The 13917-nt window shown below is 34.2% G+C and carries 12 protein-coding genes and 1 pseudogene; all 13 read left to right on the top strand.

The window, feature by feature from the left end; all coding sequences use genetic code 11:
* On the top strand, positions 1–256 hold a 256-nt coding region (locus HMPREF3181_RS07880), incomplete at its 5' end, for a hypothetical protein (RefSeq protein WP_197415940.1).
* Positions 257–3310, top strand: a complete 3054-nt coding sequence (locus HMPREF3181_RS07995) for an InlB B-repeat-containing protein (RefSeq protein ID WP_156436004.1) — start codon at positions 257–259, stop codon at positions 3308–3310.
* Between the two features lie 320 nt (positions 3311–3630).
* Positions 3631–3897: a hypothetical protein gene (locus tag HMPREF3181_RS06870; protein ID WP_068474929.1), complete on the top strand. Its 267-nt coding sequence runs from the start codon at positions 3631–3633 to the stop codon at positions 3895–3897.
* Complete coding sequence (locus HMPREF3181_RS06875; protein ID WP_068474932.1) at positions 3894–4250, top strand: hypothetical protein; 357 nt, start codon at positions 3894–3896, stop codon at positions 4248–4250. The genes HMPREF3181_RS06870 and HMPREF3181_RS06875 overlap by 4 nt, the downstream gene beginning before the upstream one ends.
* Positions 4250–4444, top strand: a complete 195-nt coding sequence (locus HMPREF3181_RS06880) for a hypothetical protein (RefSeq protein ID WP_068474935.1) — start codon at positions 4250–4252, stop codon at positions 4442–4444. The genes HMPREF3181_RS06875 and HMPREF3181_RS06880 overlap by 1 nt, the downstream gene beginning before the upstream one ends.
* A complete protein-coding gene (locus HMPREF3181_RS06885) occupies positions 4428–4841 on the top strand; it encodes an HD domain-containing protein (RefSeq protein WP_068474937.1) in 414 nt (137 codons plus the stop codon). Before HMPREF3181_RS06880 ends, HMPREF3181_RS06885 begins: the two co-directional genes overlap by 17 nt.
* A 2-nt stretch (positions 4842–4843) precedes the next feature.
* Positions 4844–5113 (top strand): hypothetical protein, encoded by a 270-nt coding sequence (locus HMPREF3181_RS06890; RefSeq protein WP_068474941.1) that lies wholly within the window; start codon positions 4844–4846, stop codon positions 5111–5113.
* Positions 5114–5580: 467 nt separating this feature from the next.
* Positions 5581–5784, top strand: a complete 204-nt coding sequence (locus HMPREF3181_RS08005) for a helix-turn-helix domain-containing protein (protein ID WP_255353747.1) — start codon at positions 5581–5583, stop codon at positions 5782–5784.
* Positions 5785–6152: 368 nt separating this feature from the next.
* Positions 6153–6638, top strand: coding sequence for an NUDIX hydrolase (locus HMPREF3181_RS06900; protein ID WP_068474943.1), 486 nt, complete (start codon positions 6153–6155; stop codon positions 6636–6638).
* Between the two features lie 97 nt (positions 6639–6735).
* Entirely contained in the window at positions 6736–8304 is a 1569-nt protein-coding gene (locus HMPREF3181_RS06905) for a type I restriction-modification system subunit M (protein ID WP_068474946.1), read from the top strand.
* Positions 8304–9326, top strand: coding sequence for a virulence RhuM family protein (locus HMPREF3181_RS06910; RefSeq protein ID WP_068474949.1), 1023 nt, complete (start codon positions 8304–8306; stop codon positions 9324–9326). Before HMPREF3181_RS06905 ends, HMPREF3181_RS06910 begins: the two co-directional genes overlap by 1 nt.
* Positions 9319–10497, top strand: coding sequence for a restriction endonuclease subunit S (locus tag HMPREF3181_RS06915; protein WP_068474952.1), 1179 nt, complete (start codon positions 9319–9321; stop codon positions 10495–10497). The genes HMPREF3181_RS06910 and HMPREF3181_RS06915 overlap by 8 nt, the downstream gene beginning before the upstream one ends.
* A gap of 20 nt (positions 10498–10517) precedes the next feature.
* A pseudogene (locus HMPREF3181_RS06920) lies at positions 10518–13742 on the top strand (type I restriction endonuclease subunit R).
* Positions 13743–13917 lie beyond the last annotated feature (175 nt).

Raw genomic sequence — 13917 nt, forward strand, 5'->3', positions numbered from 1 at the left:
AAATTTATCAAAATGGAAATATGATATAATAACTGTATATAATAAAAAAAGACTTGACAAATTAAAAGAAGGCGATTATAATGCTCAAGACAAGACAAGACAAGACAAGACAAGACAAGACAAGGTTATAATATGCTTAAATAACCTTGCTTTTGATGTGCATTTTTCTGTGCGTAACGCACCTGAAAATGCACATTTTTTTATATCTAGTTTGTTTCACGATAACACTTTTAAGGGGGTGTTTGCCATAAAATAGGTGGGATTATACGGAAGAAATAAAATAAAAATTATATGGAGGTATAAAATGAATAAAAAATTGAAAAAAAGTATTGCTGTATTTTTAGCTATTATTTTCAGTTTTGGCATAGGGCTGGTAAGTGGGTCGCAAGTTCATGCAGAAGACTTTACAGAAAAAAGTAACGGAATAATGAAGAATGAAAGTTTATCAGAAGAAAATAAAGCTGTGGGAAAAGAGGGGCAAAATAAAAATTTGAAATCTCTACAGTCACCACTATTAAAGGCTGACCCTGTCAGCACAAAAACATTCACAGTAACTAAGTATCCAATTGCCGATAGTAGCAATGAGACATTAGTGGGTGAATATGATACTTTTCATGACGCGATTGGAGCTTGCGAACAAGAAAAATTAGAAAATCAGTATGTAGTAACTATGAACAAGGATTGCGACATTCCTGCGACAGAAGGAGCTTGGGGAAAATCCAGTGTAAATATATTACTAAAATCCAGAGAAGGTCATACATTTACTCTAAAAAGAATAGGCAATCGTGATATTATGACGGTTTATTCAAAATGTACGCTTCGAATAGAGAATGTGATTTTAGATGGAAACGGTGATGGACAGTTATGTATGGTTGCAGGAGGGGATGATGAAAACGGAGCCAACTTGATTTTGGGAAAAGGGGCTGTAATTCAGAATTTTAAGGATAATCCTAACTATCTTGGAACGACATTTTATTTGGCCGAGGGTAATTCAATATTGACCATTGAGGACGGAGCCGTTCTACAAAATAATACTGCTAAAGAAAGTGGTGGTATAATTCAGGCCCGTGCGAACACTACAATTAACATAAAAGGCGGATTATTTAAGAACAATTCTTCAGAAAGTGGAGGTGGAGTTCTTTTTACAAACGGACAGCTCAATATTACAGGTGGAACTTTTGAAGGCAATGTAGGAAAGTATGGTGGTGCTTTGTGGATTGGCTCAAAATCTACCGCAACAGTAGAAAATGCAACTTTTAGAAATAATAAAACGACATCTTCTTATGGTGGTGGTGCTATTTGGGGTTCAAATGAATTCAAAGTAAAAAATTCAACATTCGAAAAGAATCAACAAAATCAACCAGTCGGATGGGGTGGCGCAATTTACAGTGTAAAGAATATGACAATTGAGGGTAGCACGTTCAAAGAGAATGAAGCTAATGTGGGTGGAGCTCTTGCGATACACGATGGAATGAAGATGACTGTTAAAGATTCAAAATTCATCGGAAACAGCGCAACATTTGCCGGAGCAATCTCTATTGGAGCTTCTACGGAAGAAAGCACTATGAGTGGCTGTGCTTTTACTGATAATAAGGCAACAAAAAAAGGAGGAGCAATCTGGTCTAAAAATGCACCAATTTCTATTGAGGACAGTACTTTTGAGAATAATGGTAAGGGTACCCTTTATGGTGGTGGACTTTGTGTAAATGGAGATAAGACATATAATGTAAAAAACAGTATCTTCAAAGGCAATCAAGCAAAACTTGGCGGTGGAATTTTTGTTGCGGGAGGCAAATTGTCCGTTGAAGAAACAACCTTAGAGTCTAATATTGCCGCAAAAACAGGCGGTGCGATATTATCATTAAAGGATGAAGATATAAATAGCGAAATGGTCATTTCTAAAAGTTTAATAAAGAACAATGAAGCTCCAAATGGCGCCGGAGTGACCGTGCAGTCTGGAAAAGTTGAAATTAAAGATACAGAATTTAATGGGAATGATACACAAGGTCCAGAAAATGATCAGGATAAGCGCTTAGGTGGTGCACTCTATGTTGATGTTGATGCAAATGTAAACATTAGTGGTGAGAGCAAATTTATTGGTAACAAAGCAGGCTTAGGTGGTGCAATTTTTGATGCATCAGCTGATTATTCAAATCCTGCAGATACGAGCAAATACCAAAATTTGAAAATAGATGCAACGACGTTATTCAAAGGAAACGAGGCAAAAACAGGGCTTCATCAGCCTCCAACAAATTTTGAAAAGTTTAATAACCTTTTGTTCAGTGACAAATCAGATGTTCCACACGATAAGTATATGAGTAAGAGTTTACTTAATAACTATGATATCAATTACCAAGGTGGATTGCTTATCACATATGATGCAAATGGTGGTAAATTCACAGACGGCAAATCAATCAAGCAGGAATCACACAAGGAAAATGATAAAATTACAATCATAGAAGCGCCTATGCGAGAAGGGTATCAATTCCTTTATTGGAAAGGGTCAAAATACAATCCTGGGGATGCATATACAGTAAAGGATAGTCATGCATTTGTTGCACAGTGGAATAAGATTCCAGAACTTGAAGTAAAGGATAAGACAATCACTAAAGGCGAAGATTTAGATCTTATGAGTTTAGTTGTTAAGGCAACTGATGAAGAAGACGGAGACCTAACAAAAGATGTTAAAATTATAAATAATGGTGGTTTTGATAAGGATAAGGTTGGCGAATACACAGTTACCTTTGAAGTAAAAGATTCCAAGGGCGCTACTGCGAAAACGACAGCGAAAGTTACAGTAAAAGAAAAGGTAGTAAACCCAGATCCAACACCAGATCCAACACAAAATACTGTTACATTTATGAATGGTGATAAGGAATACGCTAAGGTAAAAGTAGAAAATGGTAAGTCTATTTCAGGGGACGCATTAGATACAGAATCTATGCCTAAAAATCCAGAAAAAGAAGGCTACGTATTCAAAGAGTGGAATACACAGTCTGATGGAAAAGGCACAGCGTTTACAGGTGATACAATTGTAAATAAAGATATGAAAGTCTATGCTATTTATGATAAAAAGGTAGTAAAACCAGATCCAAAGGATCCAGTAAAACCAGATCCAAAGGATCCAGTAAAACCAGATCCAAAGAAACCAGCAAAGCCAGATCCAAAAAAACCTGTAGTAAAGGTAAAAGTACCACAAACAGGAGATAATTCAAATGTAGGAATATTTACAGGATTATTAGGATTATCAGGTGGAGCATTAGCTGTTCTTATAGCTTTGAGAAAACGCAAAATGAGAGAAGAAAACTAGATGAAAAAATAAACTTAGAAAAAATTGTAGAACAATTATAGTTTCAATAAACACAAGAAAACGACCACACAGGAGCATTTCTGCTCTTGTATGGTCGTTATTTTTTTTACCGCTTAAAGGCTATCGGTTAAACTCGATTTCCATAAATCCCTAACTGAACGCCCCTTTAACGAGTGTCTTTTTAATTACATAGAAAGGAGGAGCTGAATGGCAAAAGGCAAGTATCAACAATGGCTTGCTTTTAATTGAGGGTTGGCTAGAGACGGTTTAACGATGAGCAGATAGCTCGTAATATTATAATTAATAAAAGACTTGAAAATTTGCATAAATTCAGTTATACTAAGTCTGTAAGTGGTAGCTCTGTTTGGGCTAATAAGAATGTTGTTAATGATAAAATATTAAAATATATTGTCAATAAACAATGGTCTAATGAGTTTAAAACTAAAGCTATGAGAGTATATGAAGAATTTAAACAAAACGGCTATACAATGGACAGTCATTTCTTAACTAATTACTTAAAAAGAAGTAAAAAGGATAAGTTTAAAGATATTGAATTTAACGATGTAATAAAGTTAATGATATTTTGAGATATACAATAGTTCATAATGAAAATGGGTTTACACAAAGCTTTTTTAAAAGCAAAAAGTTACTGGAAGAAAAAGGATTTGAATTTATAAGAGTTAAAAATACCTTTAAAGAAAATCAAGTTTATAAGGGTATAAATACGCTTGTAAGGGATAAAAAAGGAAATGTATTTGAACTGCAATATCATACTCCGAAATCTATTGAAATAAAAGAGGGAGCATTACACAAGCTTTATGAAAAACAAAGATTGTTAAACCCTGTAAAAGATAAAGAACTTTATAAAAAATTGACAGATGAAATGGTATCATTGAGTGATATGATAGACATTCCAAAAGGAATAGAAAGGATAAAATAATGGCTGATTTTACAAAAGATATACAATATTTTTATTGTCCTGATTATAAAAAATATGTAAAATTTGAAAAAGGTTTATTTTACTGTATAGAAAATAACAAAGAAATTCAAAATAGTTTTTATGATAAAATTCTTATAGGTTCTATTTACACAAAAGATATAACAAAGGAAAAATATTATGCTCAAATTAATTAAGGCTTTAGTTATATCGATGAAAGCACATAAAGGTCAAAAAGATAAAGCGGGGAAGAAGTATATTTTTCATCCGATAAAAGTTGCAATGTTAAGTAAGGGATATAAAACTAAAATAGTTGCTTTACTTCACGATGTTATTGAAGATAGCGAAGTTACAATAGAAGACTTATCAAAACACTTTGATGAAGATATTGTTTTAGCTATTGATTGTATAACAAAAAAAGGTCAAGACTATCAAGAGTATTTGAATATTGTAAAAAATAATGAACTTGCAAGAAAAGTTAAAATTGCAGACTTAACTCATAATAGTAACTTGAATAGATTAGAAAAAATTACAGAAATAGATAGAATGAGAAAAGAAAAATATTTAAAAGCGATAGAATTTTTGAGGAATTGACTATGATAGAAAAATTATTTAATGAAATAGAATTAGCTTTACAAAATAAAATATCTATGCCTATACACGTCTTTGCTTTATATGTTCAAGATTATTTATGTGATAATTATGATGAGATGTATAAAGAAAATGCAGAAGTTACAGAATTTTTGAATGAAGATTTACCAGAGATAACAGATATAGCAGAGTATATGAATGATGAACTTAATAATAAATTTTTGAAAGAATTAAAAATTGAATATGATAAAGCTAAAGAACTTTATTATAAATAAGGTATTATGTAGATAGCATAGTGCCTTTTTTAATGCCCCAGATATGGCTTTAAACTGTCTTTTTTTATTGGAATGATAGACCGAAACTATCAACTATTAGGACATAGCAACGTCTGAAAAAGCTAAATAATAGAATAGGCTTAACGGAAGAACAGCTTGCAGAAGTATTTAAGTTAAAAGGAAAAGAGATAGGGGAGTTAAATAATAAAATATCAGTTTTAGAAGCTGAAAAGAACTCACTAACTGAACAAATTAATACAGCAAATATTGAAATTAAGCTATTTACTAACTTTGCAAACTTAACTCAAATATGGTAAAATAAATACAGTTTTATGGTTATTGTGTAAAAGAATATTTATTTCAACATATTTACCATTTAAAGATTATCTAAAATGGAAATAACGCTATATTATTGAAATATTTACGCAAGGGGAAGCATAATGAAATTTTAAGATGAAATTAAAAAAATTAGGCAACGATGCTTTTTGACACAGCAAGATTTTGCTAAAGAAATAAAGGTGGCATTTTCTACTGTGAATAGATGGGAAGGTGGCAAAGCAAAGCCTAACCTAAATGCTATGAAAAATATAAAAGAGTTCTACCTAAAACATAATGTCTGTTATTCAGATGTTGAAGAGGTATGGATTGATTTTGAAGTGGAGAGAAAATAATGTCTATTGATAATAAAAAAGAAAAAAATATTCAAGAACAAAATAATTTACAAATTAGATCATCAACAGCTGAATATTTAACTTATATTGCTTAAAACGGTGAAAATCAAAATACTTTTGAGGTTCGTTATGAAGATGAGAACATATGGCTTACACAAAAGATGATGGCTGAGTTATATGATGTTGCACTTTCGACAATAAATGAGCATTTAAAACATATTTATGAGGATTTGGAACTTGCTGAACAAGCAACTATTCGGAAATACCGAATAGTTCAAAATAAATAGTTGGTGTGTTGCTTAGAGCGGTTATTACAAAAATAAATGTTGTAAACAGTACATCAGCATAAAGGGAAGGATAGAATAAAGATGCAGAAAGATTGTGGTTTTCAAAGTAAAAATAAAAGATTCAGGTATAGAGCTGCAGCAATTATTGTTGAAAATGAGTGTGTTCTATTTGCTGGAAATGAAATAAATGACTATTACTATTCGATTGGCGGAGGAGTTCATATTGGTGAAACGGCCGAAGAAGCCGTGCAAAGAGAAGTGTTTGAAGAAACGGGAATTCATTATGAAATTGAACATCTTGCAATTATCCATGAAAATTTCTTTGTTGAGTCTACAGGAAAATATAAAGGATTAGATTCTCATGAAATAGCTTTTTATTTTTTAATGAAATCAAGAGGGACACAAAAATTAATGAGTAATAGTTTTACTCAAGGAGTTAAAGAAAATATGCATTGGATACCTATTGAAGACCTTGATAAGGTTGTGGCATATCCTGTATTTATGAAGTCATATTTACAATCTAAACATAAAGAAATTTTACACATTGTGACAGATGAAAGATTATAATTATCTAAATTGCAATTTGCGGAAGTGTTAGCATGAGAATAGAAATAAACAAATTATCTTCAAAATATAAAGTAAAAGAAGTGGAGGGAAAAAGATAATGGCTACCGATAATAAAAAAGAACAGGAACGTGATGAACTTCACAGAGCGATATGGGCAATTGCAGATGAACTTCGTGGTGCTGTAGATGGATGGGATTTCAAAAACTATATACTTGGTACTATGTTCTATAGATATATTTCTGAAAATATTACGAGCTACATCAATGAAGGAGAAATTGAAGCGGGGAACGTTGATTTTGATTTTGCAAAGATTCCTGATGAGATGGCAGGTGAGGCAAGAGAAGGTCTTGTACAAGAAAAAGGCTTTTTCATTCTTCCATCTGAACTCTTTTGTAATGTAAGGGCAAAAGCCAAGGATAATGAAAATCTGAATGAAACACTTGAGAATGTGTTCCGTCATATTGAAGAGTCAGCAAAAGGCAGTGAATCTGAATCCGACTTTGCAGGTCTTTTTGATGATTTTGATGTAAACAGTAATAAGCTTGGCTCCACTGTTGCAAAGAGAAATGAAAAACTTTGTAAACTTCTTGACGGTGTTGCGGATATGAATCTTGGAGATGTTAAGGATCACGATATTGATGCGTTTGGAGATGCCTATGAATACCTTATGACAATGTATGCATCAAATGCAGGTAAATCGGGTGGAGAGTTCTTTACTCCTGCTGATGTATCAGAGCTTCTTACAAGACTTGGTACGGTTGGAAAAACTGAAATCAACAAGGTGTATGATCCAGCCTGCGGAAGTGGTTCGCTACTTTTAAAGGCGGAAAAAGTGCTTGGTAGAGATAAGATTCGTAATGGTTTTTATGGACAGGAAATTAATATTACAACCTACAACCTTTGTCGTATAAATATGTTTTTACACGATATTGGTTTTGATAAATTCAATATTGCTTGTGAAGATACACTTATAGCTCCGGCACATTGGGATGATGAACCTTTTGAACTGATTGTTTCAAATCCACCTTACTCAATCAAATGGGTAGGTGATGAAAATCCATTACTCATAAATGATCCTCGTTTTGCTCCTGCAGGGGTTCTTGCTCCAAAGAGTAAAGCAGACTTAGCTTTCATTATGCACAGTCTTTCTTGGCTTGCAAGCAACGGAACAGCTGCAATTGTATGCTTTCCGGGTATTATGTACCGTGGCGGAGCTGAAAAGAAAATACGAAAATATCTTATTGATAACAACTATGTTGACTGTATTATCCAGCTACCTCCTAATCTTTTCTTCGGTACATCAATCGCAACCTGCGTTATGGTGCTTAAGAAAGGTAAAGAGGACAATAAGACTTTATTCATTGATGCAACAAGCGAGTGCATCAAGGTTACGAACAATAATAAACTCACTGCCGACAATATGGATAAGATTGTGAACTGCTTTGCAAATCGCAGTGAAATCGAACATTTCTCACATCTTGCAACGTATGAAGAAATTGAAGAAAATGACTACAACCTTTCTGTATCTACTTATGTTGAAGCAGAGGACACAAGAGAAAAGATTGATATTGTAAAGCTGAATGCAGAAATCAAAGAAATTGTCGCTCGTGAGCAGGTTCTTCGTGATGAGATTGATAAGATCATCGCAGAAATCGGGGTGCAGTGATGGAAAATGATTTTAATTTTTTAGTATATCAAACCGCTGAAGAAAATGTTTCAGTCAATGCGCTTGTGAAAGACGAAACAATTTGGCTTACGCAAAAAGCAATGGCTGAATTGTTTGATGTCGATAAATCTTCCATAAGCAGGCACTTGAAAAATATTTTCAATGAGGGTGAGCTTGACGAAAAAGTGGTTGTTGCAAAAATTGCAACAACCACTCAACACGGAGCTATCGAGGGAAAAACGCAAAGCAAAGAAACACAATTTTATAACCTTGATGCAATCATATCTGTTGGTTACAGAGTAAATTCCAAACGGGCAACAAGTTTCAGAATCTGGGCTACCGGCATTTTGAAAGAATATATGATAAAAGGCTTTGCTATGGATGATGAACGCTTGAAGCAGGGCAAAACAGCCTTTGGAAAAGACTATTTCCGTGAACTTTTGGAAAGAGTTCGTTCAATCCGTGCGAGCGAAAGACGAATCTGGCAGCAAATCACAGACATCTTTGCGGAATGTAGCATTGACTATGATAAAAATGCACAGATTACCCATGATTTTTATGCTATGGTGCAAAACAAGTTCCATTTTGCAATTACCGGGCATACTGCGGCAGAAATTGTCTATACTTATGCTGACAGAACCAAAGAAAATATGGGGCTTACTACTTGGAAAAATGCTCCGGACGGACGCATTTTGAAATCAGATGTGGTCATTGCAAAAAACTATCTGAAAGAAAAACAAATTCGTCAACTGGAGCGTGCCGTAACAGGCTATTTCGACTATATTGAAGATTTGATTGAGCGAGAAAATACCTTTACTATGGAGGAGTTTGTCGCCAGCGTGAACGAATTTCTGGCGTTTCGCCGATATGATATTCTGCGGGATAAGGGGAAAATCTCTGGTAGAATGGCAAAAGATAAAGCGTCGGCTGAATATGAAGAATTTAACAAAGCACAGAGAATCACCTCTGATTTTGATAAGGCGGTCAATCGAATGTTGAAAGCAGGTGAGCAAAATGAGTAGATTAGAAGAATTGATTCAGGAATTATGTCCTGAAGGTGTTGAGTATAGAAGAGTTGATGAAATCTGCGACATTTCTAGGGGAAAAGTAATGTCCAAAGATTTTATACAAGCAAACGAAGGTGAATACCCTGTTTATTCTTCGCAAACAGAAAATGACGGAGAATTGGGTCGTATTTCTTCTTATGCCTATGATGGAGAATATCTTACTTGGACTACTGATGGTGCTAATGCTGGATCGGTGTTTTATCGAAAAGGAAAATTTAGCATAACCAATGTTTGTGGACTACTTAAGGTTAATAGAGAAGATGTATTAACAAGATATATTTTTCACACATTACAAGTTGAGGCTCCTAAATATGTAAATAAAGGAATGGGAAACCCAAAACTGATGAGTAACGTAATGTCGGGAATTAAACTCCCCGTACCTCCGTTGGAGGTACAACGTGAAATAGTCCATATATTGGACTCTTTCACGTTACTTACAGCGGAGCTTACAGCGGAGCTTACAGCAAGAAAAAAACAGTATGAATATTATAGAGATAAGCTTCTCAATAACAATCAAAATGTCAATGCTAGAGTTGGAAAATTGATTGATATGCTTTCGCAGCCAATCACAGATGGACCACACACAACACCTGTTTTAGTTGATGATGGAATTCCATTTTTGTCTGCAGAGGCAGTGTCAGATGGAAAGATATATTTTGACAAAAAACGAGGTAATATCACAAAGGAATTTGATGAAGAATGTTGCAAAAAATATAAACCACAAAGAAATGATGTATTTATGGTTAAATCAGGATCAACAACTGGTAAAGTCGGATATGTGGATACTGATGAAAGGTTTAATATTTGGTCTCCTATTGCTGCACTGCGAGTAAATGACAACAATTCTTCACGATATTTGTTTCACTTATTACAATCCACTAGTGTACAAAATATGGTTAAATCGAAGGCAAGCCATGGATCACAGCCCAATCTTGGTATGAGAGTTTTGGAGCAATTTGAAGTTTCTATACCACCTTTAGATGTACAAATTAAAATAGCAGAAGTATTAGACAATTTTGACGCAATCTGCTCTGACTTAAACAGCGGTCTTCCTGCTGAGATTGAGGCAAGACAAAAACAATATGAATATTATCGTGATAAGCTACTAACTTTTAAACAGTTATAATTTCTTAAGGAGGTGTCTGTATGCCATATTTTAATATCGTGGCATCTACAAGTGAAAATACAGTTGTTACTGAATACGAGCCTGTGAAGGCACGTTCTAACAGCTATCAGTCAGAAGGCGAACTTGAAAAAGAGTTTATTCGTATGCTTACACAGCAGGGATATGAATATCTTAAGATACACACAGAAAAAGATTTGATTTTCAACCTTCGCAGTCAGCTTGAAAGGCTTAATGCTTACAAGTTTTCTGAAACTGAATGGGATAGGTTTTTTAACAATTCTATTGCCAATCAGAATGAGGGAATTGTGGAAAAGACGAGAAAAATTCAAGAGGATAATGTTCAGGTTCTAAAGAGAGATGATGGTAGCACCAAAAACATCACACTTATTGATAAGAAAAATATTCACAACAACTTTTTACAGGTTATCAATCAGTACGTTATCGGAAAGGCTGACGGAGCAAAGTATGACAACAGATATGATGTTACAATTCTCGTAAATGGTTTCCCTCTTGTTCATATTGAATTAAAACGCAGAGGGGTTGCTATTCGTGAGGCTTTCAATCAGATTAACCGTTATCAGCGTGATTCTTTTTGGGCAGGAAGCGGTCTTTTTGAATATACGCAGATTTTTGTTATCTCAAACGGAACGAACACAAAGTACTATTCTAACAGTACTCGTTTCAATGCTATCAAGGATGTAAATTCTGTATCTACCGCAAAGAAAGGCAAAACGAGCAACAGTTTTGAATTTACTTGCTTTTGGGCAGATGCAAACAATCGTGTTATTTCTGATTTGATCGACTTTACAAGAACATTCTTTGCAAAACATACGATTCTTAATATAATCACCAAGTATTGTATTTTCACTTCTGAAAATATGCTTATGGTAATGAGACCATATCAGATTACGGCAACGGAGCATATTCTGAATCGTATTGAAATTGCTAATAACTATAAAAAATATGGTGATGTTGCAGGTGGCGGTTATATCTGGCATACAACAGGGTCGGGTAAGACACTTACATCATTTAAAACTGCAAGACAGGCTTCACTTCTTCCTTACATTGATAAGGTTCTCTTTGTAGTTGACCGTAAGGATTTGGACTACCAGACTATGAAAGAATATGATCGTTTTGAAAAGGGTGCAGCTAACAGTAATACCTCAACTGCCATTCTTAAAAAGCAGTTGGAAGACACTAATGCTCACATTATAATCACGACTATTCAAAAACTTGCAACATTTATAAAGAAAAATAAAGACCATGAAGTATATAACAAGCATGTAGTAATCATTTTTGATGAATGTCATAGAAGTCAGTTCGGCGATATGCACGCTTCCATTGTAAAGAGTTTTAAGAAATATCATTTATTCGGTTTCACGGGAACACCAATCTTTCCTACAAATACAGGAGGCGTCCGCAAGCCACAGTTCTTTACTACGGAGCAGACTTTTGGCGACCAGCTTCATACATATACTATTGTTGATGCTATTAACGATAAGAATGTACTTCCATTCAGAGTTGATTATGTTAAGACAATGGATATGGATAAAGATATTGATGATGAACAGGTGTGGGATATTGCTCGTGAAAAGGCTATGATGGCTCCTGAACGTATCAAGCTTGTTACGGAATATATTCTTAATAACTTTGATAGAAAAACATATCGTGGAGATAAAACATATATTTACAACACCCTTACCAATATTTCAGAAGTTGCATCCGTCAAGAATGGTGCTGTAGAAGAAATTAAAGAGAAACAACGTGTAAGTGGATTTAACTCAATCTTTGCAGTTAGCTCTGTTCCAATGGCAAAGTTATATTATCAGGAATTTAAAAAGCAGATGGAGGCTGACCCTACAAAGAAACTTCGTATCGCAACTATTTATAGCTATGGTGCAAATGAGGCGGAATATGATGAAGGTACAAGTGGTGTTCTTGATGAGGAAAATTCAGAAGATACATCAGCACTTGACCAGTCATCAAGAGATTTTCTTGAAATGGCAATCAAAGATTATAACGAGATGTTCCATACAAACTATTCGACAGACTCTGATAAGTTCCAAAATTATTATAAAGATGTTTCTCTTCGTATGAAGAACAAGGAACTTGATTTACTTATTGTTGTAAATATGTTCTTAACAGGCTTTGATGCTACTACATTAAATACACTGTGGGTAGATAAGAATCTCAAGATGCATGGACTTATTCAGGCATTTTCAAGAACAAACCGAATTCTTAATTCCATTAAGACTTTCGGTAATATTGTATGCTTTAGAAACCTTCAAAAGCGAGTAGATGCTGCTATTTCTCTTTTCGGTGATAAGAATGCTGGTGGTATCGTTCTGATGAAGGGTTTTAAAGATTACTACTATGGTTATGAAGGCGTTGATGGAAAGCAGTATCCGGGATATATGGATATGATGGATAACTTAACTGTCAAATTCCCACTTTCAGAGCCAAAGATTATCGGGGAACAGAATCAGAAGGACTTTATCTCGTTATTTGGTGCAATTCTACGCATGAGAAATCTATTGTCCGCATTTGATGAATTTGAAGGTAAAGAGATGGTTTCTGAACGTGATTTACAGGATTACCTTGGCAGGTATTAAGATTTGCGTGATGAATGGAATGAAAGACGAAAACATGGTGAAAGCACAGATATTATAGATGATATTGTCTTTGAAATTGAACTTATCAAGCAGATAGAAATCAATATCGACTATATCCTTATGCTCGTTAAGAAGTATCATGACAACCATTGTGAAGATAAAGAAGTACTTGTTACAATCAAAAAGGCTATTGATGCAAGTCCCGAGCTTCGTAGCAAGAAAGCACTTATTGAAACCTTCATTGCCGGAATCAATGATGTTGAAGATGTTATGGCTGAATGGTACAATTATGTAGCTGAAAAACGAGAAGAAGAACTTGCTTTGATTATAAGAGATGAAAAACTTAAAGAGGCTGAAACAAGGAAGTTCATTGAGAATGCTTTTCGTGATAGTGAAATCAAAACAACAGGTACGGATATAGATAGACTTATGCCTCCTATATCTCGTTTCGGTGGTGGCGACAGAACTACTAAGAAGCAGACGATCATTGAAAAGTTTAAATCATTCTTTGAGAAGTTCTTTGGTGTTTGTGGTTCATTTACCACTAATGAACCAAATACTGCAAATTATGCTGATGTTGTTTCAAATAAGTCATTGCTGATGGCAGCTGAAGATACTGTAAATTATGATTAGCTCACATACCATTTTGGTACTTGATATAATTAAACACAAGAAAACGACCACACAGGAGCATTTTTACTCTTGTATGGTCGTTATTTTTTTGTTTTGTTACTTATATGTTTATTTTTTACACTTTTCAAGAAAAAGTTAAGTTAAGCAAATATTGAAATTAAGCTATTTACTAACT

This window comes from Parvimonas sp. KA00067, assembly GCF_001553085.1.
GTDB classification, from domain to species: Bacteria; Bacillota; Clostridia; order Tissierellales; family Peptoniphilaceae; genus Parvimonas; species Parvimonas parva.